The 21,802-nt window shown below is 67.3% G+C and carries 13 protein-coding genes; 3 read left to right on the forward strand and 10 right to left on the reverse strand.

What is annotated here, in order from left to right; all coding sequences use genetic code 11:
• Positions 1–228: 228 nt before the first annotated feature.
• Positions 229–2,016 (forward strand): glycoside hydrolase family 15 protein, encoded by a 1,788-nt coding sequence (locus FDY95_RS04185; protein WP_138075488.1) that lies wholly within the window; start codon positions 229–231, stop codon positions 2,014–2,016.
• Between the two features lie 123 nt (positions 2,017–2,139).
• Here FDY95_RS04185 and FDY95_RS04190 read toward each other — a convergent pair whose 3' ends face one another.
• From FDY95_RS04190 to FDY95_RS04205, 4 genes are all read right to left on the reverse strand, one after another.
• The gene (locus FDY95_RS04190) at positions 2,140–3,381 is read right to left on the reverse strand and encodes a M1 family aminopeptidase (protein WP_246073952.1); all 1,242 of its coding nucleotides are present in this window, start codon (positions 3,379–3,381) and stop codon (positions 2,140–2,142) included.
• A 213-nt stretch (positions 3,382–3,594) separates the two neighbouring features.
• On the reverse strand, positions 3,595–5,784 hold the full coding sequence (locus tag FDY95_RS04195) for a bifunctional alpha,alpha-trehalose-phosphate synthase (UDP-forming)/trehalose-phosphatase (RefSeq protein WP_138075490.1): 2,190 nt from the start codon (positions 5,782–5,784) through the stop codon (positions 3,595–3,597).
• 88 nt (positions 5,785–5,872) lie between these two features.
• Positions 5,873–6,934 carry an aldose epimerase family protein gene (locus FDY95_RS04200; protein ID WP_138075491.1) on the reverse strand — a complete coding sequence of 354 codons (1,062 nt, stop codon included), beginning with the start codon at positions 6,932–6,934 and terminating at the stop codon, positions 5,873–5,875.
• A gap of 222 nt (positions 6,935–7,156) precedes the next feature.
• Positions 7,157–8,725 carry a family 43 glycosylhydrolase gene (locus tag FDY95_RS04205; protein ID WP_171025527.1) on the reverse strand — a complete coding sequence of 523 codons (1,569 nt, stop codon included), beginning with the start codon at positions 8,723–8,725 and terminating at the stop codon, positions 7,157–7,159.
• A 470-nt stretch (positions 8,726–9,195) separates the two neighbouring features.
• Here FDY95_RS04205 and FDY95_RS04210 point away from each other — a divergent pair, with 470 nt between their 5' ends.
• The gene (locus tag FDY95_RS04210) at positions 9,196–10,404 is read left to right on the forward strand and encodes a galactokinase (RefSeq protein ID WP_138075493.1); all 1,209 of its coding nucleotides are present in this window, start codon (positions 9,196–9,198) and stop codon (positions 10,402–10,404) included.
• 97 nt (positions 10,405–10,501) lie between these two features.
• On the opposite strand, the gene FDY95_RS04215 is transcribed toward FDY95_RS04210, so the two are convergent.
• The 5 genes from FDY95_RS04215 to FDY95_RS04235 form a co-directional block, all read right to left on the reverse strand.
• Complete coding sequence (locus FDY95_RS04215) at positions 10,502–11,206, reverse strand: hypothetical protein (RefSeq protein ID WP_138075494.1); 705 nt, start codon at positions 11,204–11,206, stop codon at positions 10,502–10,504.
• Positions 11,206–12,066 (reverse strand): metallophosphoesterase family protein, encoded by an 861-nt coding sequence (locus tag FDY95_RS04220; protein WP_138075495.1) that lies wholly within the window; start codon positions 12,064–12,066, stop codon positions 11,206–11,208. Before FDY95_RS04220 ends, FDY95_RS04215 begins: the two co-directional genes overlap by 1 nt.
• Before the next feature lie 258 nt (positions 12,067–12,324).
• Positions 12,325–15,876, reverse strand: a complete 3,552-nt coding sequence (locus FDY95_RS04225) for a S8 family serine peptidase (RefSeq protein ID WP_138075496.1) — start codon at positions 15,874–15,876, stop codon at positions 12,325–12,327.
• A 278-nt stretch (positions 15,877–16,154) separates the two neighbouring features.
• Positions 16,155–17,816, reverse strand: coding sequence for an FAD-dependent oxidoreductase (locus tag FDY95_RS04230; RefSeq protein ID WP_138075497.1), 1,662 nt, complete (start codon positions 17,814–17,816; stop codon positions 16,155–16,157).
• A gap of 121 nt (positions 17,817–17,937) precedes the next feature.
• Complete coding sequence (locus FDY95_RS04235) at positions 17,938–19,338, reverse strand: sensor histidine kinase (protein ID WP_138075498.1); 1,401 nt, start codon at positions 19,336–19,338, stop codon at positions 17,938–17,940.
• 228 nt (positions 19,339–19,566) lie between these two features.
• Here FDY95_RS04235 and FDY95_RS04240 point away from each other — a divergent pair, with 228 nt between their 5' ends.
• Positions 19,567–21,123 (forward strand): carboxylesterase/lipase family protein, encoded by a 1,557-nt coding sequence (locus tag FDY95_RS04240; RefSeq protein WP_138075499.1) that lies wholly within the window; start codon positions 19,567–19,569, stop codon positions 21,121–21,123.
• Positions 21,124–21,241: 118 nt separating this feature from the next.
• Here the strand turns inward: FDY95_RS04240 and FDY95_RS04245 are convergent, their stop codons facing one another.
• Positions 21,242–21,691 carry a DUF2846 domain-containing protein gene (locus FDY95_RS04245; RefSeq protein ID WP_138075500.1) on the reverse strand — a complete coding sequence of 150 codons (450 nt, stop codon included), beginning with the start codon at positions 21,689–21,691 and terminating at the stop codon, positions 21,242–21,244.
• Positions 21,692–21,802: the final 111 nt, after the last annotated feature.

Consider the following 21,802-nt stretch of genomic DNA (forward strand, 5'->3'; position numbering starts at 1 on the left):
CCCGTATTCGCCCCCAACACCGTTTCTGCCATGAAAACATCCTCGTCTTCCCTGCAGCGTCAGTACTGGCTGGTCAATGTGATGCTGCGCGTGTGGGCCGCGGCCGGCGTGGCCGCCCTCGGCGCCGCGGCCTGGCTGTTGTAAGGACGGCCCGGGTAACCCCACAGCCGGGTTTGGGGTACATCATCGGCACCGGGCGCCCAACCATACGCGGGCCCCGCCGCCCCTATGAGCACCCGCCACACCTACGACCTCGGCGTCATCGGCAACTGCGCCTACCTGGCTTTGATTCGGCAAGACACGCGCGTGCAGTGGCTGTGCTGGCCGCGCTTCGACAGCGGCTTCGTGTTCGGCGGGCTGCTCGACGACGAGCAGGGCGGCGAGTTCAGCCTCTTGCCGCCCGAGGGCCCGTTTCGCAGCCACCAGTACTACCTCGACAACACCAACGTGCTCTGCACCGAGGTGGAAACCGCCCAGGGCCGCTACCGCGTGACGGACTTCGCCCCGCGCTTCCGGCAGTACGACCGGTACTACAAGCCGCTGATGCTCATCCGGAAGCTGGAGCCGCTGTCGGGCACGCCCCGGGTGCGTGCCGTGTGCCGCCCCACCGGCGACTACGGCCGCCAGCCGCTCACGCCGCGGCGCTCCTCCAATCACATTGCCTTTCTGGGCCTGCCCGAGGAAATCCGCCTCACCACCAACGTCCCGCTGAGCTACTTGCTCGACGGGGAGGACTTTGCCCTCTCGGAAACCAAGTACCTGGTGCTGACCTACGGCGCGCCCCTGGAAGCCCCGCTGGAAAGCACCTGCGAGCAGTTTCTGCGCAACACCGTGCAGTACTGGCGCCAGTGGGTAAAATCGACCACCATCGGCACCCTTTTCCAGACGGAGGTCATCCGCTCGGCCCTGGCCCTGAAGGTGCACCAGTACGAAGACACCGGCGCCATCATCGCGGCCAGCACCACCTCCTTGCCCGAGGCGCCGGGCAGCACCCGCAACTGGGACTACCGCTTCTGCTGGATGCGCGACACCTACTACATCCTGACGGCCTTCAACAACATTGGCCACTTCGAGGAGATGGAGCAGTACTTCCACTTCATCACCAACATCTCGACCCGGGTGCGCGACAAATACCAGCCGCTGTACTCCATCAGCGGGGCCGCGGAGCTGGTGGAGCAGGAGCTGACCCACCTGCACGGCTACCTCGGCAACCAACCGGTGCGCATCGGCAACGACGCCTATACCCACATCCAGAACGACGTGTACGGGCAGGTGCTGGTGGCCCTGCTGCCGCTGTACGTCGATAAGCGCTTCACCGCCCTGGAGCGGGCCCACTCCGAAACGCTGATGTACGAGGCGCTGCACTTCATCGACCGCACGATGGAGCAGCCCGACGCGGGCCTGTGGGAATTTCGCAACCTGGCCCAGTTTCACTGCTACACCTACCTCTTCCACTGGGCCGGGGCCAACGCGGCCTGCCAGGTGGCTACCCGCCTGGGCAACGCCGACATGGGTGAGCTGGCCGGCCGCCTCACCCGCGAGTCCCGCGCGAAAATCGAGGCCTGCTACGACCCGCAGCGCGGCTGCTACACCAACGCCATCGGCTCGCCCCACCTCGATGCCAGTGGCCTGCAGCTCATCCTGATGGGCTACCTCGACCCCAGCTCCGAGCGGGCCCGCACCCACCTCGCGGCCCTCGAAGCCGAGCTGATGACGCCCGAGGGCCTGTTCTACCGCTACCGCCACGCCGACGACTTCGGCACGCCCGAAACCACCTTCCTCATCTGCACCTTCTGGTACATCGAGGCCCTGGCCTGCGTGGGCCGCACCGACGATGCGGTGGCCGCCCTGCGGCGCATCATGCAGTACACCAACCACCTCGGCCTGCTCTCCGAGGACGTAGACGCGCGCACCGGCTCGCAGTGGGGCAACTTCCCCCAGGCCTACAGCCACGTGGGCCTGGTAAATGCCGCCTACCGCATCAGCAAGCGCCTCGACCGGCCGGTGTTTTTGTAAGGAATCCGCCAGGATTCGCCACCGGCTCCGGGGTTTCCTCTAGGTTGACGAAGATGGCTCGCGGGCCAGCCCACCCCGCTTGGCCTTGCTGATGGGGCCAGGGCCCAACGGCCGGGCGCCGCCTTATTCGCTCAACCGGGCCAGAAGCCAGGCACGGGTAGGGGCACCGGCTACCTGCTCGGTCACGGCCAATAATGCCCCGGTAGTGCTTATGCGCTGCTTGGCTACGGTCGCCAGCAACGCCCCAAATTTTTCCGTTCCCAGCCGAGCGCGGAGGGCCGCCAACACCACGGTACCCTTGTTGTAGATAACGCGCCGGTACATGGCCGGCGCGTGCGCGTAACGGTTGAAACCGATGATGGCCGGCGTGCCCACTGCCGACTCAGTCAGTTGGGTCAACCGCTCGCGGTAGCCGGTGGTGTCGCCGCTGGCTTGCAGGTAAAGCAAGCTGGAATAAGTAGCAAACGCTTCGTTGAGCCAGTCGTTTTCGTCGTGCACGGAACCGTAGCCCCACCACTTATGACTGATTTCGTGGGCCAGAATGAGCAGGTCGCCCCGGTCCTGTACATCGAAGGAGGTATAGGTTATTACCGTCGCGTTATCGAGCAGGCCGAAAGCATTGGCGTTGGTGCCGGGCAGCAGAATTCGGAAGTGGCTGATAGAGTCCTGCCGGCCGATGGTGCGGTTGTAAAAGGCAATGACAGCTTCGGCTTTGCGCAGCAGGGCCGAGTCGGCGGCAACCGGCGCGGCCCCGGCCTTGCAGACGCTAATTTCCCGCCGAGGCGAGGCCAGGTTGGCAAACTGCCGCGCAATGAGCGCGGTAGGCTCCAGGGCGCTGGTGGTGCCAGCGAAGGTCCAACGGTTGCGGCGCCGCTTGCGGGCGGGCCCGCTACTGCGCACCTCGTACCCCGGCGGCACGTCTACTTCCAGGGCGTACTGCACCAGGTCGTATTCGCGGTACGGCCGGTATGGCAGCCAGCCCGAGTGGGCGCTATATAGCTCGGCCTGCTCGGTGAACGTACGCGGGGGAAGAGCGCCCGAATACGAGAGCGTGAGTTGCCGGGCCTTGCGGGCTGGCCTTGCAAACCGCACGGTTACCCGTTGCACGGTGTCGGCGAAGTAGGGATAAAAGACCCGCTCCACCCGTTGCGCGGCAGATTCGGGTGCCCGCACCTGGTCGAGCCGCAACTGACGGTTAAGGTGTAGCACGATAGTGGAGGCCGTATCGGCGGCAGGCAGGCGCAGGGTGTACCGGCAGCTGAATGAATGGGTGGCGGGCGCGGCCTGCAGCTGGATGCGCACCGTCGGCTGCGCCTGCCCGTGAGAACTGGCTGTCAGCAAACCCATCCCGAATAGAAGCAACACTTTCAAGGCTATACCGGAAATAATTGGGAAAGCAGTTGGCTAGGTAAAGGTAGGTGATGATGATGGGCCGAAATGCCCTGCGCCCCGCAGGGGCATAACGCTCCTCATCTGCACCCTGAAGCTGCAGCCAGGCTTTCACCGTTGGCCAGCACCTGAAAAAGCTCGTGCCGCCGGGGCAGCACGAGCCTTGCACAGCCCGCCGTTAGAGGTGCTTTACTCCTCCGCCGTCAGCAGGCCGCGCAACAGGCGGCGCACGTCGGCGGTGTTGCGCACGGCGTACTTGGCGAAGGAGCGGATGTCGGTGCCCACCTTCACGGAGTAGGCGTCGTCGGGAATGGCGCGGAACGTGTCCTCGTCGGTGCGGTCGTCGCCGATGGCCAGGATGAAATCGGGGTGCAGCTCCTGCACCCAGCGGGCGGCGGCGGTGCCCTTGTCGACGCCGGCGTTTTTCACCTCCACCACTTTGTTGCCGTCGAGGGTAATCAGGCCGCTGCCCTGCCCGATGAAAGCGAGGTGGGTGAGCATGTCCTGGGCCCGCTCGCGGCCCAGGTCGGGGTCGGTGCGGCGGTAGTGCCACACCAGGGCGTAGTCCTTTTCCTCGATGAAGGAGCCGGCCGTGCGGGCCACGTACTGCTCCATGATGGCCCGCACGTCGGGCTTCCAGTCGTTGCGCAGGGGCTGAATCATCTGCCAGTCCTGCCCGCGCTTGCGCAGCCACACGCCGTGCTCGGCAATGAAGTCCACCGGCAAATCCCCCAGCCACTCGCTCAGGGAGTACCGGTCGCGGCCCGAAATGATGACCACGTGGTTGCGGGCATCGGCGCAAAGCTCGGCCAGCAGCTGGCGCAGGAGTCCTTCGGGGCGCACCTGCTTGGGGTCGGTGTGGAAGGGCATCAGTGTGCCATCGTAGTCGAGCAGGAGCAGGCGGCGGTTGGCCTGCTGAAACGCGGCCACCAGCTGCTGCCGGGTGGCGTCGTCGAGCAAGTCGGTGCTCAGGGCGCCCTGCTTGATCTTGCTGTAGGTCAGGCGGTCCATAAACAGCTCCACCCAGGCGTGGATGTTGTAGCGCTGCACGATGGCCTGCAGCCCCTGCATGCGCTGCTGCTGCTCGTCCTCGGGCATCATCAGGGCCTCAAACAGCGTGTCGGCCACCTGCGAAGTGTCGGTGGGGTTGATGATGAGCGCGTCGGACAGCTCGCGGGCGGCGCCGGCCCGCTCGCTGAGCACCAGCACCCCGTGCCGATCGAGCTTGCTGGCCACGAACTCCTTGGCCACCAGGTTCATCCCGTCGCGCATGGGCGTCACCAGGGCTACGTCGGCCAGCCGGTACAGCGCCGACAGCTCCTCCACCGGGTAAGAGCGGTAGAAGTACTGAATCGGCGACCAGCTGATGGTGCGGTACTGCCCGTTGATGCGCCCCACCAGCTCGTCGATTTCCTCCTTCAGGGCCTGATACTGGGCCACCTGGTCGCGCGAGGGCACTACCAGCATGAGCAGGGTCACGTGGTTGTGCAGCTCGGGGTGGCGGGTGAGCAGCAGCTCGAAGGCCCGCAGGCGCTGGGCAATGCCCTTGGTGTAGTCGAGTCGGTCGATGCTGAGCACCACCTGCTGGCCCTGCAGGGCCTCGCGGTACTCGTGCTCCAGCCGCCGGGCCTCTTCGGAAGCGGCTACCTCGGCGTACTTGTCGTAGTCGATGCCCATGGGGAAGGCGTCGACCAGCACGGCGCGGGTGCCGGTTTCCACCAATCCGTCGCGGCGCGAGAGGTTCAGCAGGCGCTCCGTCGCGCTCAGGAAGTGGCGCACGTAGCCGTAGGTGTGAAAGCCAATGAGGTCGGCCCCGAGCATGCCTTCCAGCAGTTGGGTGCGCCAGGGCAGGGCCCGAAACAGCTCGTAGGACGGAAAAGGAATGTGCAGGAAGAAGCCGATGGTGGCCTCGGGCAGCCGCTCGCGCAGCATGCCGGGCAGCAGCAGCAGCTGGTAGTCGTGTACCCAGATGGTGTCTTCGGGCCCGGCCAGGGCGGCCACCGCGTCGCAGAACTTGCGGTTGACGGCCTCGTAGGCCTCCCAGGTGTGGGGCTCGAACTGCGCGAACTGGGCGAAGTAGTGAAAGGTCGGCCAGAGGGTTTCGTTGCTGAAGCCCTCGTAGAAGTCCTTGATTTCCTGCTCGGTGAGAAACACCGGCTGCATATGGTCGGCCGTCAGCTGCTCGCGCACGCGCTGCTCGTCCTCGGGCGAGTCGAGGTACTGGCCGGGCCAGCCCACCCACACGTTCTCCCCGCGCCGGTAAATGGAGCCCAAGCCGGTGGCCAGGCCGCCCTCACTGGGGCTGAACTGCAGCTCTCCTTCGGAGCTGCGGGATACTTTGGTCGGCAGGCGGTTGGAGACGATAAGGGTGCGGGACATAGGCAAGTCAGGAACGGTTCAGACTCTATACTACGTCGATTTGCCTAGTTCGGCCGGTTTCGCCCAGGCCACTGCCAGCCCGGCGCCCTCAGCTTTTCACCCCGAAGCGGTACTCGGTGGCGGAGCTGAACAGCTCGCCCGGGCGCAGCACCGTCGAAGGGAAACCGGGCTGGTTAGGCGAGTCGGGGAAGTGCTGGGTTTCCAGGCAAAAACCGGCGTGCTGGCCGTAAGGAAGGCCGTTTTTGCTCGTTAAGGAGCCGTCGAGGAAATTGCCAGTGTAGCACTGCACGCCGGGCTGATCGGTGCGCACCTCCAAGGTGCGGCCCGAGGTGGGCTCGTAGGCCGTGGCCACCAGCCGGAAATTTTCGCCGCCCGCCAGCACCCAGTTGTGGTCGTAGCCGCCCGGCACCTGCGCTATGCGCGCCCCGATGGCCTGGGGCCGGGTGAAATCGAAGGGCGTGCCCGCTACCGGGCGTAGCTCCCCGGTCGGAATCAGCGTGTCGTCGACCACGGTGTAGCGCTCCGCGTGCAGTTGCAGCTCGTGGCCGAGCACGTCGGGCTGGGCGTCGGCGCTGAGGTTGAAGTAGGCGTGGTTGGTTAGGTTCAGCACCGTGGCCCGGTCGGTGGTGGCCGCGTAGCTGATGCGCAAGCCGTTGTCGGGCGTGAGGGCGTACACCACCGATACCGTCAGCGTGCCGGGGTAGCCTTCCTCGCCGTCGGGGCTGATGTAGGTCAGACGCAGGGCGGGCGTGGGCTCCACCAGCACCTCGGCCTGCCAGAGCACCTTATCGAAGCCGCGCCGGCCGCCGTGCAGGTGGTTGGGGCCGTTGTTGGTCGCCAGCTGGTACGTCTCGCCGTCCAGCTCAAACCGGCCCCGGGCAATGCGGTTGCCGAAGCGGCCGATCAGCGCCCCGAAGTAGGGGCCGGCCTGCTGGTAGGCCTCGCTCAGGTAGCCGGCTAGCGTGTCGAAGCCGAGCACCACGTCGCCGGGCTGGCCGTGGCGGTCGGGGGCCAGCAGGTGGGTGAGCGTGCCGCCGTAGTTGCTGATGCGCGCTTCGAGGCCGCGGCCGTTCGTGAGGGTAAACAGCTGGGCCGTCTGCCCGTCGGGCAGCGGGCCGAATTCGGCGGCGGTGATAAGCGGCTCGGACATGGCAGGTCGGGGTAGCGGGTTTCCGGCCGAAGTCTACGCACGAATCAGCAAACCGGCTGCCCCGAAACGCCGTCGCCCCGCGCATCAGGCGATGCGCGGGGCGGGTGTAGCGCGAACTTTCAGTTCGCGTATCGTTGCTGATGTTGTTAAGACAACCGTCCCGAAGCCTCGTTCCGGGCTACGCGAACTAAAAGTTCGCGCTACAACGCGGCGGGCCCGGCCTTACCGCTGGTTGCGCAGCTGGAACTGGCTGAACGACACCGTTTCCGCTTCCGCGCCCTGGGCAATCAGGCCCACGCGCACGCCCCGGTCCCAGGGCGGCAGGTAGGTACCGTTGATGGCGAAGCCCTCGGTGCGCAGCGGTTCCCAGTGGCGGCCGCCGTCGGGGCTGTAGGCGAAACGGTATCGGCTGCCGCCCCAGCACTCCAGGCGCAGGCCCAGCGCGGCGCCGGGCTCCAGCAGCACGTCGGCCAGGCGGTTTTTCTTACCCGATTTCACGTGCCAGAGCTGCAGGCGGTTGTCGCCGAAGGCCAACACGAGGGCGTTGTACGGGTCGCCCACGGCGCCGAGGCCGGCGAAGGTGCCCTCAGCCAGCGCGGCGGCATCCACCACCACGCTGGCGGTGTAAGTGGCGGCGTAGGTGCGGCGGGCCAGCAGACTGCCCAGGCGGGCCGGGCTGGCGCCCAGGTGCAGCCGGTTATCGGCCAGGGCCAGGCGGGGCAGCACGCCCACGGGCCACTGCCAGCCCAGGTCCAGGGTTTCGCCCCCGAAGTGGTCGGTCACGTTCAGCGCACTCACGTCGGCCAGCGGGGCGGCCTGGGGGCTGTTGTTCACGAATTCGGGCCAGCCCTGGGCGTTCCAGGTGAATTCGCTCAGCAGGCCCTGCCGGCCCACAAACTCGTGGCTGTTGGCGGCGTAGGCGTGGTGCAACAAGAACCAGCGGCCGTCCTTTTCGGCCACGGTGCCGTGGCCGGGGCACTTCCAAGTGCTGTTGTCGGTCAGGATGGGGTTCTGCGGGCACTTCTCCCAGGGGCCGAGCAAGGTGCGCGAGCGAGCCACGCCCTCGGCGTAGGTGCAGTACTTGCCGCAGCAGGCGTTGCCGGCGTAGAACATGTAGAAGTAGCCGCCGTGGCGCACCATGGCCGAGCCTTCCACCAACGGCCCTTCCCAGGGCGCGTCGTTGCGAAACAGCTCGTGGCGCGCGCCCGTCAGCTGCAGCGTCTGCTCGTCGATTTGCTGGGCCCAGATGGGCGTGGGCTCGTTGCGGCTGTTGCCGTCGTTTTTCCAGACCAGGTGCAGCACGCCGTGCTCGTCGCGGACGGGGTAGCCGTCGATGGAACCGGCCGCTTCGCTCACCAGCGGGCCGTGGTCGGTGTAGGGGCCCTCGGGACGCTCGGCGCTGGCTACGGCCACGCTGAGCACGCCGCCGCGCTGGCGGGCGGTGTAGTAGAGGTACACCCGGCCGCCCTCGTAGAACAGCTCCGGCGCCCAGAAATTCGAGTCGCACCAGTCGGGCAGGCGGCCGGGAAACACGTGGCTCACCAGCTCCCAGTGGATCAGGTCGTGGCTTTTGAAGATGGGAAACACGGCGCCCCACTCGGCCGTGGTGGCCGAGGCGTAGTACGCGTCGCCAATGCGGCAGATGGTCGGGTCGGGAAAGTCGCCGGGCAGCACCAGCCGGTCGTAGCTGACGCGGGCGGGCGCGGCGGGAGCGTGCAGTTCCGTCTGGGGCGCGTGCCAGGCGGTGTCCGGCAACGAAGCCAGCGGGCTCGATTCGAAGTCGAATAACACGGCAGGGAAGGTTGAGGTGGGAAATGGGGCCAACCAGGCAAGCCTCGTCAACGCCTGGCCGCCGCGCCTCCCCGAACGTCCGGTGTTCGGTCAAAAGGCGGGCCAAACCAGTGTTAGCTTTAGGACTTACCAGGGAAAGATTGTACCTGCTATACAACTTCGACTTAACCCGGAAAAGCGTGCGGCGGCAACGAAAAACGCCGAACGTAGTGGGATATCCAATGGTTCGGCGTTTTCGACTTTTCGAAGTTAGCGAAACTCTTCGCAAACAAACTCAGTAGTTGCGCCTTTTTTTGCTCAAAACCCCGGTTTAGGCGCCGAAAACCCGGAAATAACCGCCGAACTTGGCGCGCAGTTGTCCGCAATGCCTGGCGTTTCTCGCCGGAGCCCGCCCGGGCCGGCGTTGGCCGCGCTTCTCAAATCTGCGTACCTCATAGGCCAGTTGCCGCCCGTCCTTACTCCTTGATTCTATGCCTGCTCAAACCGTTGCTACCGCCTTCCAACGTCATTTCGGCTACGCCGCGTCGCTGCTGGTGCGCGCCCCCGGCCGCGTCAACCTCATCGGGGAGCACACCGACTACAACCTGGGCTACGTGCTGCCGGCGGCCATCGACAAGGAAATCTACTTCGCCGTGGGCCTGAACAGCGGCAGCGAAATCCGCCTCGTCTCGCACGATCTGAACGACTGCTGCACCGTGGCCGTGGACCAGCTGCACCGCACCGACACGCAGTGGGCCAACTACCTGCTGGGCGTGGCCGCGCAGCTGCAGAAGCGCGGCGTGGTGCTGGCCGGCTTCGACTGCGTGTTCGGCGGCAACATTCCGGTGGGCGCGGGGATGTCGTCGTCGGCGGCGGTGGAGTGTGGGCTGGCCTTTGCCCTAGATCAGCTGCTGGGCACGCACATTGATAAGATGACCCTGGCCCACGTGGCCCAGAAGGCCGAGCACGAATACGCCGGCGTCATGTGCGGGCTCATGGACCAGTTTGCCAGTTTGTTCGGCCGCCCCAGCCAGGTGGTGCGCCTCGACTGCCGCTCCCTGGAATACGAGTATTTCCCCTTCGATACCGGGGCCTGCCGCATCGTGCTCTGCAACTCCGGCGTGAAGCACAGCCTGGCCGACTCGGAATACAACAAGCGCCGCCAGGAGTGCGAGCGGGGCGTGCACATTCTGCAGCAGCATTACCCCGAGGTGAAAAGCCTGCGCGACGCCACCCTGGCCCAGCTGGAGCAGCACCAGGCCGAATTCGACGCGGTAACCTACCGCCGCTGCCGCTACGTGGTGCAGGAAAACCAGCGCGTGCTCGACGCCTGCGCGTCCCTGCAGCGCCACGACTTAGCCGGTTTCGGCCAGCTGATGCACGCCTCCCACGCCGGCCTGCGCGACGATTACGAGGTGAGCTGCACCGAGCTGGACGTGCTGGAGGAAGCCGCCCGCGGCCTGCCCGGCGTGTACGGCGCCCGCATGATGGGGGGCGGCTTCGGCGGCTGCACCATCAATCTGGTAGCCCCCGAGCAGGTCGACAGCTTTATCAGCACGGTCAGCCAGGCCTACCAGCGGCGCTTCGGCCGCGAGCTGGAAACCTACCAGACCAGCATCGTAGGCGGCGTGTCGGAGGCCGATATCAACGAGCTGCCCGTGGTAAACAAAACCGCCCCGGCACCCGAAGACTGCGCTTGAGTTGCCGGTATAGAAGAAAGGCCGTCGTGCTGCACAGCACGACGGCCTTGTTATTACTACGCGGCCTCTGCCCTGACAAAGACCACCACCGGGACTATTACAGGTCGAACTTCACGCCGAAGCCCAGCGTCAGGATTTCGTGCACGCCCAGTCCGCCGAGGTTGGTGAAGATGCTCGACAGGTACAGGTCGTTGGTGCCCAGCTCGTAGTAGGCCCCCAGGGTGCGCGGGTGCCCGTAGCGGTTGCGGCCGATGACGCGGCTAACCTTGCCGCCCACGAAGCCACCCACCCGCGTGCGCGACGACCACCAGTAATAGCCCTTTTCGTACTTCCCGTCGCGGGAGTTGTTGAGCCCGCTGCTGGCCGTATGACTCACGAAACCGCCCACCGAGAAGGGGCGCAGCTGCCAGCGGCCCTGGGCCACGGGCAGCGTCCAGGGCGAGTAGGCGGCCTTGGCGGTGAAAATGCCCATGGGGGTGATGCTGTACTTGCTCGGCACGTAGCCCGCCAGCACGTCGATATCGACGCGGCCGCGCAGGGTGGTGTAGCCCACGCCGGCCGTAATCAGGCCCTGGCCGGCGGCGGTTTGCAGGATGAGGTGGTGCGGACGGTACCAGGGCTGGGCCGTGAGGCCGGTGGGAGCCACGGCCGCCGCCGGTTCGGCCGGCTCGGGCTCGGCGGCGGGCGCTGCAGCCAGGGCCAGGCTAAGCGTATCAGGAGTGGCGGCGGATGCGGCCGATTGAGCGGCGGCGGGCAACAGCGAGGCCAGCAGCAGGAGCGGAAGCAGGAGGGCGCGGCGCATTAGTACTGCACGGTATCAAGCTTGAACTCCTTCTCGCCCCAGAGCGTGAGCACCACGTACTGGCGCTTTTCGAAGCTGTACGAGTTGATGAACGTGAGCCCGTTCTCGTAGGGCTGCCCGATGCTGAAGTCGTGCTTGTGGCCGTTCAGCTCGAAGGCCACGCGCGGGGCCGTGCTCAGCGCCTGCACGTAGGGCGACACCAGCTGCGGGTCGAAGTCCAGGTCGTGGGGCGGCACGTGGCTCATCACCACCTGCCGACTGATACCGGGACCAGGGCTGGCCAGGGCCTGCTGCACCCACGGCACGTCGGGCACGCGGCCGTTGAAGCCGTACTCCCGCCCGTTGGTATCCACCAGCACGAAGCGCGTGTGGCCGTACTCGAAGCTATAGTTCAGCGGCCCATACACTTTTTGGTACGCCTCGCGCCCGTTGGCCACGAGGTCGTGGTTGCCGATGACGGTCAGGTAGGGCACGTTGAGCTTCTTGAGCCGGTCGTGCACCCAGCGCATTTCGCGGATCAGGCCGAAATCGGAAATGTCGCCGGAAATAGCCACGAAGGCCACGTTGCGCTGCTGGTTCACGCTCTGCGTGAAGGCTTCGGCCTCCTCGTAGAAGCGCTGCGAGTCGCCGACGAATACGAAGCGCACCGTGTCGCCGCCCGAGGGGTTGGGCTGCTGCCGCAGGCGCTCCAGGTTTTTGCGCGTCAGGTCACTATATGCTTCCGGCGTGCGGGTTTCGTTGGGGCTGAACTCAATCAGGTCGCAGCCCGAGAGCAGGCTGCCGAGCAGCAGCGCCGCGCCGGTCAGCAGACCAGCGCGCCCGCGCAGCAGCGTGTGGTAGAAGGTGGAAAGTTGCGGCATATGCAGGACACCGGGCCACGGTTGGGTGTGGAGTTGGCCACGGTGGTGTCGGGTGCATATACCGTCCGTTATGCGCTTTGGTTAATTAAAAATCTTTAATCCATTGCACTAGTCTCGGATTAATTGCTTAATTGCCTGGTTTTCGCAACCTGTTTGGCCCGACGTACGGCCCCGCCTACGCTCAACGGCCCGCTTCTCCATCCGAAAAAGCGGGCCGTGGCATTTAGATCAGGTCTGGTCGGGAGGCGGTGCCGGTGGTTATTTCAGCACCTGCAAGGTCTGGCTCTGGCCGTCGGGCAGCAGCAGGCGCAGGGAATACACGCCGGCGGCCAGGGTTTCGGTATTCAGCTCCAGCTGCTGGGCCTGCCCGCTGAGCTGCACCGGCTGACGGCGCAGCTCCCGGCCCAACGCATCGGTGAGCAGCAGCGTACCGGCACCGGCTTTGGCCGCCTGCACGTTCACCGTCAGGCGCCCGCCGAAGGGCACCGGGTAGGCCGAAAACTGCATCAGCGCGGCCGTCGACTTGGTACCGGTGATGATGTACTCCATGCGCACGTCGGTCAGGTAGAGGTTGTTGCCGTTGTCGTTGAGGTTGGCGAAGCGCACCACGACGTTACCGGTGAAGTTGGCGGGCAGCAGGGCGGGCAGCGACACCGTTTCGCTGCGCCACTGGCTGGCGGTGCTGGGCGCCCAGGGCGTCGTCACGTAGCCCGTGACGGTGGCCAGCGCCGCGCCGCGCTTGAGGTAGCCGGTAGGCTGAAAGGTCTGGCCGCAGTCGGTGCTGATGTCCACCCGCAGGCCGTCGTTGTAGCTGGCGCTGTAGGGGGCGTACGCCACGGCAAACCGCACCGCCACCGGGTTACCGCCGCTGGCTTGCGCGGGGCGGGCCAGCAGGTATTCCTCGGCGGTGCGGTTGGTGTACTCGTAGTCGTTCACGTAGGGCACGCGGCGGCTGGTGTTATCCGGCCCCATCACGGTGCCGGGGCTCAACTGCCAGGTGTAGCCCCCGTTCGGGTCGACCACGCGCCAGTTCGCGGGCGGAAATACGGTCGTGCGGAACTCCTCGACGTAGGGGCCATTCGACGCTGCGACTACCGTGAGCAGGTTGGTTTCGGTGCGGGTGTTGGTGCCGTACTGGTTGGTGGAGGTCAGGGTGATGCTGTAGGTCCCGGTCTGGCTGAAGAGCACCTGCGGGTCTTGCGAAGTAGCCGAGGTGCCGCCCACGAAGCTCACGCCCGCGCTGGGCGCCACCGTCCACTGCCAGCTGGTGGGCGCGAGCTGCGAGCGGTCCTGCAGCTGCACGGCGGTGCCCACGCAGGCCTGCGCGTTCAGCACGCCAATGGCGGCCAGCGGGGCTTCACTGCAGTTGCTGAGCACGGCGGGGCGTAGCAGGGCGCGGGTGCGGCGGCCCACCAGGCCGCTGGCGCCGCGGGCCCGAATGGCAAACCATTGTTCCCCGGTGCCCACCACCGGCAGGCTCACGGTGGTGCCCGTCACGTTGGTTACCGAATCCATGTACATGGTGCCCAGGCGTAGCACGTCGTAGCTGGTGGCGCCGGGCACGGCGTCCCAGGCCAGGGTGGTGCTGGCGCGGCACACGGCGGTGGCGCGCAGGTTGGCGGCCACGCCGGCAATGGTGATGTTGGCGTCCGACTCATCCTGCTGGGTGCCGCGGCGCACGCGCAGGCGGGCCTGACCCGAGGGCGTGATGCTGGCCGGAATAGCCCAGTTGAAGTAGCGGTCGGCGGCCGGAATAGTCGAGGAAATGGTCGTCCAGGTGGCGCCGTTGTTCAGGGTGTATTCCAGGGTGAAGGGGTCGGTGCCGGGGGCGGCGTTCCAGCGCACGGCCTCGGTTTCGCCGGGCACGAAGCCCTCCCCGCCCAGCGGGTAGGTCATTTCCACCCGGTCGTCGAGCCAGGTGTAGAGCAGGTAGTAGCGCTGCGGGCCCTGCGGCACGGCCCGGCCGTTGATGGTCAGGGTGTAAGTACCGGCGGCGGGCAGGTCCAGCGTCACCTGCTCGGCGTTGTTGAGGGTGTCGCGGCCGCGCACGGCCACCGAGTTGAGGGCCGCTACCGTGGGCGTGGGATTGAGAATCCAGGGCTGGTAGGCGGTGCCACCGGGCGCGGTCAGGGTCAGATCAAGGTCGTTGACGAGGTTTTTGCGCGAGCTGGCGGCGGCTTCGTAGTCGGGCCAGTACAGCATCACGCGCAGCTGGCGCTGGCCGGTGGGCACCGTGATGGTGTGGGTGCGGGTGACGCCCTGCGTGAGGCTGTCGAGCTGGTACGAATGGTCTTCGAGCACCCGCACGGCGCGCAGCGCGTCGATGCGGCCGTAGCCGAAGCGGTAGTCGGGGCCGGCGTTGCCCAGGTCCTCGGCCGTGTTCATCAGCGCCGCTTTCACCAGGGCGGCCGGGGCTTCGGCGCCGTTGTTGATGGCCTTGTGGGCGTGCATCAGCTGGGCCACCACCCCGCTCACCGCCGGGCACGACATGGAGGTGCCCGTCAGGGCGGCGTAGGTGTTGTCGGGCTGCGTCGACCACACGCTGGTGCCCACGGCGCACACCTCGGGCTTGAGGCGGCCGTCGGTGGCCGGCCCGCGCGACGAGGAGGAGTTCAGCAGGTCATTGTAGCTCAGGTTGCCCACGGTCATCACGTTCTTGGCCACCTTATGCCCGCCGGTGATGTTGCCCCAGGTGGCCCCGGCGCCGTAGTTGCAGTTCGACGCGCCCTCGTTGCCGGAGGAGAAGACGTGCAGCATCAGGGGCAGCTGCCGGCTCATCTGGTCCATCTGCCGGGCAAAGGAGGTGTAGCCCGCGTTGCAGCCGTTGCTGTAAGAGTTGCTGGTGATGCGGATGCGGCGCGTGCCGTAGTGCGTCGGCGCGCTGTTGATGTTGTTGGGGTAGGAGTAATAGTAGTTGAAGGCGCCCACGGCCTGCCCGCGGTAGCGCGGGTCGAGGTTGCCGGCGCCCATGATGATGCCGGCCACATGGTCGCCGTGGGTGCCGCCATCCGGGCCGGCGCTGGTCTGGTCGAGGCGGCCCTGGAAGTCGATGTGCGGGCCGATGAGGCCGTCGTCGCCGTGGGCCACGTTCACGCCGGTGCCATCGTAGTGGCGGCCGGCGCCGTAGTCAGCGGCGAGGGTGTTGGCGCGGTGGTCGGTGCGGCCGCGGTTGTTGTCGTGCACGGGGTCGGGGGCCACGTACTCCACGCTGGCCACCCAGGGCCGGGCGGCCAGGGCCGCCAGATCGGCGCTGGGCACGGTCAGGGTCATCTGGCGGGAAAAATCCAGGCGCTCCGTCACCGCGTAGCCGGCCGCCTTGAAGGCCAGGGCCGCTTCATCGGGCTGAATAGTGGGATGAAAGCCCACTACTACGGCCACCCGCCCGCCGCCGCGCAGGGCGTAGGCCGGGGTGCTGCCCTGGGCCAGCAGGCCCGAGTACTTCCAGGCGGCCTGCACCGGCACCACGCTGCGGATACCGAAGCCTTGCAGGCGGCCGCGGTCGAGCGTGGTGGGCAGGGCGGCCACGTAGGCATTCTGGGGCAGGTAGTCGAGCAGCTGCACGCCCAGGGCCCTCAGGGTGCGGTGCTGGTCGGCGGTGGGCAGCTGCGCAAACTGCAGGACGCGGTAGTACTTACCCTGCCAGACCTCCGCCGCCACGGCCGGCCCGGGGTGAGCGGCCCAGGCGGCGAAATTGGCCGATATGGTCGGCGTGCCGCTGGCCAGCAGCAGCTTAGGCGCCGGCGTCTGGGCCTGCAGCGCGGGGGCGCCCAAGGCCAGGGCCGCCAGCAGCAGCGCGTTGAGGTGTTTCATGCGAAAGAGGCAGGATAAGTAAGAACGATGAAGCGTTGAGTGGCAGCAAAATACCAAAAAGCCTCACCGTTTCTTCATTTTTCTCCGCCTGCTCGAACATCGCACCACCGCCTGGGAAGTGCAGACGCTTTTCTATAAACACCGAAGCGCAGCCACCGCGGCCCGGACGATTGGGCGTTGGTGGCTGCGCTTCTCAGTTGGTGCAGGGTACGAGGAATTTCCTTGACTACGTCGACCTTCGGTTCGCTCTGCTCAGGATGGTGTTCTGCTATACCGCTTTACTCATCCAGGTACTGGTGCACGAACTTGATGGCCATGGAGCCTTCGCCCACGGCCGAGGCTACCCGGGCCATGGCCCCGGCGCGGCTGTCGCCGGCGGAGAAGATGCCGGGCACGCAGGTTTCCAGGGCATACGGCTCGCGCTGCTTTTTCCAGCGGGTGGCAAAGCGCGGGTCGGCCACCAGGTCGCGGCCGGTGAGCACGAAGCCCTTGCCGTCGCAGAGCAGCACGTCGCACACCCACTCGGTGCTCGGCTTGGCGCCGATGAACACGAACACGGCGCGGGCGGGGCACTGCTGGGTTTGGCCGGTCTGATTCTGACGCAGCACCACGGTTTCCAGGTGGTCCTGGCCCTGCACTTCCTGGATTTCGGTGTAGGGCAGCAGCTCGATGTTGGGCGTGTGGCCGATCTGCTCGATGAGGTAAGCCGACATGGAAGCCGCCAGCGAGGCGCCACGGATGACGATGTAAACCTTGCTGGCGTAGCCGGCCAGGTACATGGCCGCCTGCCCGGCCGAGTTGCCGCCGCCCACCACGTACACCGGCTGCTCGTGGCAGGAGCGGGCCTCGGTGCGGGCCGCGCCGTAGTACACGCCCGCCCCGGTGAGGTGCTGAATGCCCGGAATATCGAGCTGGCGGTAGCTCACGCCGGTGGTCAGCACCACGGCCCGGCTGCGCACCTCGCTGCCGTCGGCCAGGGTCAGCACCTTGTACTCGTCCTGCACGCAGAGCTTGGTGACTTCCTGGGCGTTGAGGATTTCGGCGCCGAGGCGCACGGCCTGGGCCCAGGCCCGGTGGGCCAGCTCCGAGCCGCTCAGGCCGGTGGGGAAGCCCAGGTAGTTTTCGATGCGCGAGGACGTGCCGGCCTGTCCGCCGGGGTTCTGCCGCTCGATCAGCAGGGTCTTCAGCCCTTCGGAGGCGCCGTACACCGCCGCCGCCAGCCCCGAGGGGCCCGCACCGACCACCACCACGTCGTAGAGCTGCTGCGAGGCCTGCCGGGCCAGGCCCAGCTGGGTGGCCAGCTCGGCGCGCGTCGGATGGGGCAGCACGGTGCCGTCCTGGGTCAGCACCACCGGCAAGTCCTGGGCCGTAAGGCCCAGGGACTCCAGCAGCAGCGGCGCCTCGGGGTTGGTTTCGAAGTCGAGCCACTGAAAGGCCACCATGTAGCCGGCCAGGAAGTCCTTCAGCTCGTGCGACAAGGGCGACCATTGAAACCCGATCAGGCGCACGCCGCGGTAGGCCGGGCGGTACTGCGCCTGCCAGGCCGCCAGCAGGTCGTGCAGGGTGGGGTAGAGCAGCTGCTGGGGCGGGTCCCAGGGCTTCATCAGGTAGTAGTCGAGGCGGGCGTCGTTGATGGCGCGGATGGCGGCCTCGGTGTCGGCGTAGGCGGTGAGCAGCACGCGCTTAGCCTCCGGAAACAGCGTGCGCGCCTGTTCCAGCAGCTGCACGCCCTCCATATCGGGCATGCGCTGGTCGGAGAGGACCAGGGCCAGCGGCTCGGCGCGGGCCTTGAGCTGGCGAATCACCTCCAGTCCTTCCTGCCCCGAGCCGGCTCGCACGATGCGGTAGTCGGGCCGAAATTCCTGGCGCAGGTCGCGGTCGATGGCCGAAAGCACCTGCGGGTCGTCGTCGACCACGAGCAGGACGGGTTTTTTATCCATTGGTGAAGTAGTGAAATGGTGAGGTGGTGAACTGGTGAGCTTGATGTTCGGGAGGCGCAACCCGCGCAGATTGCGCAAGTAGAACGACACTCACTATTTCACCACCTCACCATGTCTCCACTTATTCCTCCATCGGCAGCCACACGCAGAACTCGGTGCGGCCGGGTTTGGAGGTGACGTTGATGCGGCCGCCGTGGCTGAGCACGATGCGGCGGGCAATGTCGAGGCCCATGCCGGTGCCCTCGCCCACGGGCTTGGTGGTGAAGAAGGGCTCGAAGATGTGGGGCAGCACGTCGGCGGGGATGCCCGGGCCGTCGTCCTGCACGCACACCTGGGCATACTCGCCGTTGCGGCGGGTGCTGATGGTAATGGTGCCGCCGGTTTCGGGCAGCGCGTCGATGGCGTTGTCGAGCAGGTTGGTCCACACTTGGTTCAGCGCGCCGGGCTGACCCTGAATGCTGAGCAGGCCCGAGGCGTAGTCGCGCACCACCCGGATGCGGTGCTTGCGCAGCGGATAGCTCAGCAGGGCCAGGGTGCTGTCGAGGCCGCCGTGCAGGTCGGTGGGCACGAAGCCGCCGGCGCGGTCCATGTGGGAGTAGTCCTTCACATTGTGCACCAGCTCGGAAATGCGCCGCGAGGCCTCCTGCACGTCGCGCACCAGTTGGTGGCTGGTGAGCTGGCCTTCCAGCCAGCGCAGGGCGGGCTGGCGGGCGGCGGCGGGCAGGGCGCTGAGCACCGGCGCGAGGCTGTCGGCATCGAGGCCGCCGCTGAGCAGGCCGGTGGCCAGGCCGTGCACGTCGTTGATGCCCTGGGCCATCAGCCAGTCTTCCAGCTCCTCTTCGCAGTCGGCTTTTTCGAGGGCCGACAGCGCGGCACCGGGCAGCATGGTGTGGCTGGCCAGCTGCAGCAGGGCCGGCAGCTGCTCGGCTGGGGTGCCGGCGGCCAGCACCTCCTGCAGCAGCAGGGGCCCGGCCCCGGTAAGGCTCGACAGCTCGGCCGACGAGCGGCTGATGGCGGCGGCGGGGTTGTTCAGCTCGTGGGCCAGGCCGGCCGAGAGCTTGCCGAGGGCACGCAGCTTGTCGTCGCGCTCCTGTGTGCGGGCTTCTTCGCGCACCCGGTCGCTCATCAGGCCCACCAGACGCTGCACCAGCTCGGGGCTCACGCGCTCCAGCTCCGGAAACTGGTCGCGGTGCAGGCGCAGCATCTGGGCATCGGCCACCACCACGCCCAGGGCCGTGGTCTGGCGCAGGCGGGAGTAAGGCAGCACGCCGGTTATCATCGGGGCCTCGAAGCGCAGCGTCGGCTCACGGTGGCCGTTTTGCTCGCGCCAGAGCTGCACGGCCCCCCGCAGCAGAATCAGCAGGTGGTCGGTGGCTTCGCCGGGCCGGAATATTTCGGTGCCCACCGGGGCATCCAGCGGTTCGCCGTGGGCGAGCAGCCATTGCAGCACCTCGGCGGGCAGGTCCTGCAGGGCGGGCACCACGGTCAGGTCTTCGGCGGTAAGCGTGGCGGTAGTTGGCATAGCAACGGGGGCTAGAGGTTCCACAACAAAGCAACCGCCCCGCGGCGGCGGGGTTTGGGGCTAAGGTAGCCCAAGCGGGTGAGCTTTCGTGCGGCGGGCGCGGAACGGCCCATTTTGGGCCGTCCGGGCCGGAGTGCGGGACGCTGCTACTTTTGCCGGAGCGGCCTTTTCAGGCCCCGGCGCTGCTTGGCGGCGCCTTATCCCACGTTGTCCTTCGAACCCGTTGCCATGCGCTGTTTTGCCCGCTTTCTGCTGCCGCGTCTGCTTACCGGTTTCTTGCTGCTGGGCTGCGGCCCCGGCCAGCTTCCGACGGTCCGGGCCCAGGCCGCCCCCGCGGTACTGGTGCGCACCAAGCAGGGGCCGGTGCAGGGCACGCGCGAGGCCAATCTGTGCGTGTTTCGCGGTATTCCCTACGCCCAGGCACCGGTGGGGGCGCTGCGCTTTCGCCCCCCGCAGCCGCTGCCCCGCTGGAAAAGCCCGCGGGCGGCCAGCACCTTCGGGCCGCGCGCTACGCAGGCCGGCGGGCCTACGGGCGTACAGGGGCAGGAAGACTGCCTCTACCTAAATGTGTGGGCGCCGGCCTGGCCCGCCACTCACAAGCCACCGCTGCGGCCCGTGGTGGTGTGGGTGCACGGCGGGGCCTTCACCGGCGGCTCGGGTGCGGAAAACGACACCTGGACCTTCGCCGCCCAAGACAGCATCGTGGCCGTGAGCCTGAACTACCGCCTGGGCAGCCTGGGCTTTCTGCAGCTGCCCGCCGGCCTGGGCCCACGCTACGCCCAGAGCGGCAACTGCGGCCTGCTCGACGCGGTGGCCGCCCTGCACTGGGTGCAGCGCAACATCCGCGCCTTCGGGGGCGACCCGCGCCGCGTGACGGTGATGGGCGAGTCGGCCGGGGCCAAGCTGGTGGGCGCGCTGCTGGCCACGCCGGCCGCCAAGGGGCTGTTTCAGCGGGTGATTCTGGAAAGCGGCGCCGTGCAGGCCATCCGCGACACGGCCACGGCCGGCGCCGTAAGCCGGCAGCTGCGGCGGGCCCTGCCCCCGGCCACCGACCTGCTCACCGCGCCCGCCGAAGAGCTGGTGCGGGCGCAGCAGACCTTTGCCAGCGGGGCCGGCGGCCTGCAGGTGTTCGGCCCGGTGCTCGACGGGCGCACCATTCCGCAGCCGCCGCTGCGCTACCTGCGCCGCGCCCGGCCGCGGCCCGTGCTGCTGGGCACCAACCGCGACGAAGCCGGCCTGTTCACCGGTCCGGGCTCCGCCATTGCCGAGCCCAACGAAGCCGCCCTGCAGCTGGTCTTCGGCCAAAACGGTCCGCAGGTGTGGCAGGCCTACCAGCGCGCCCGGCAGCAGCAGCCCGACCTCGAGGCCTGGAACCGCACCCTCACCGACTACCTCTACCGCCTGGCCACCTACCGCCTCGCCGACTCGTTGGCCGCCGCGGGCACGCCGGTGTGGCTGTACCGCTTCGATGGGCCCGGCGGCGCCCAGCGGCCCGTGCACGCCCAGGAGCTGGCCTACGTGTGGAACGCCCCAGCCGGCAGCTCGGCCGCCGCGCCGGTGGCCGCACCCGCCAGCGCCCCGCGCCAGGCCGCCGATGCCGGCCTAGCCGCCGCCATGCACGCCCACTGGGCCCGCTTCATCAAAACCGGCCAGCCCGGTTCCGACTGGCCCGCCTACCACCCCGCCACCCGACAAGCCCTGATTTTCGGGCCGACCACCGCGCCGGCCTCGGTAGCTGACTTCTACCAGGATGCGGCCTTTCCGACCCAGGCCTACCGCCGCTGACGCGGGCGGCGTGCCCGGTTATCGGCTCTGCTCCGAGCTGCCCCGAAGCAGTTCAGCCCCGCCCGGCCGCACCAACGGGTGCAAGCCAGGGCGGGGCTGAACTGCTTGGGTCGGTTGGTTACTTGCCCGCGGCCGGGGCGGCCGGCGTTTCGCAATTGTCGGGCTTCAGGTCGGCGTTCTTCTTTTTGTATGTCGACTCGGTGACTTCGGTGAAGACCATTTTTACCGTCATCAGGCGCGTTTTCACGTCGCCCTGGATGTAGTACACCTTGCCGGCTTCCAGGGTCATATCGAACTTGTCCTGGTCGGGCAGGTTCAGGCCGCCGGCCACCGAGGTAAACGCGGTTTCGCCCGGCTTGAGCTTGCTCACGAAGTAGCGCTTGTTGCTGAGGCGGCACAGTTCGGCCCCGTTGGCGCGCACGGTGAAGTTGGTAGCGGCCTGGGCCAGCATGGGCGGCCGGTAGAATACTACGGTGGCCATGTCGGGCGTGGGCGTGGGCACGGGGCCTTGGGCATAGCAGGAGCCGGCGGCAGCCATCAGCAGGCCGGTGCAGAGCAGGTAACGCATAAGCGGTTGAGAGGGGGAGAGGAGGGTTTAACCCGCTAAATATAGGGGCATCCAAGCACACTGTTGACTTTACCGCACTTGTTATCGACAATTTAATATAGGTATGATCCA

The sequence above is a fragment of the Hymenobacter jeollabukensis genome (assembly GCF_005771675.1).
Classification (GTDB): domain Bacteria; phylum Bacteroidota; class Bacteroidia; order Cytophagales; family Hymenobacteraceae; genus Solirubrum; species Solirubrum jeollabukense.

Bases quoted from the DNA above. Each gene is read 5' to 3' on its own strand.
- FDY95_RS04245 (WP_138075500.1), bottom strand. From the start codon at position 21,691: ATGCGTTACCTGCTCTGCACCGGCCTGCTGATGGCTGCCGCCGGCTCC.
- FDY95_RS04195 (WP_138075490.1), bottom strand. From the start codon at position 5,784: ATGTCCCGCACCCTTATCGTCTCCAACCGCCTGCCGACCAAAGTATCC.
- FDY95_RS04210 (WP_138075493.1), top strand. From the start codon at position 9,196: ATGCCTGCTCAAACCGTTGCTACCGCCTTCCAACGTCATTTCGGCTAC.
- FDY95_RS04215 (WP_138075494.1), bottom strand. From the start codon at position 11,206: ATGCGCCGCGCCCTCCTGCTTCCGCTCCTGCTGCTGGCCTCGCTGTTG.
- FDY95_RS04230 (WP_138075497.1), bottom strand. From the start codon at position 17,816: ATGGATAAAAAACCCGTCCTGCTCGTGGTCGACGACGACCCGCAGGTG.
- FDY95_RS04235 (WP_138075498.1), bottom strand. From the start codon at position 19,338: ATGCCAACTACCGCCACGCTTACCGCCGAAGACCTGACCGTGGTGCCC.
- FDY95_RS04185 (WP_138075488.1), top strand. From the start codon at position 229: ATGAGCACCCGCCACACCTACGACCTCGGCGTCATCGGCAACTGCGCC.
- FDY95_RS04225 (WP_138075496.1), bottom strand. From the start codon at position 15,876: ATGAAACACCTCAACGCGCTGCTGCTGGCGGCCCTGGCCTTGGGCGCC.
- FDY95_RS04200 (WP_138075491.1), bottom strand. From the start codon at position 6,934: ATGTCCGAGCCGCTTATCACCGCCGCCGAATTCGGCCCGCTGCCCGAC.
- FDY95_RS04240 (WP_138075499.1), top strand. From the start codon at position 19,567: ATGCGCTGTTTTGCCCGCTTTCTGCTGCCGCGTCTGCTTACCGGTTTC.
- FDY95_RS04220 (WP_138075495.1), bottom strand. From the start codon at position 12,066: ATGCCGCAACTTTCCACCTTCTACCACACGCTGCTGCGCGGGCGCGCT.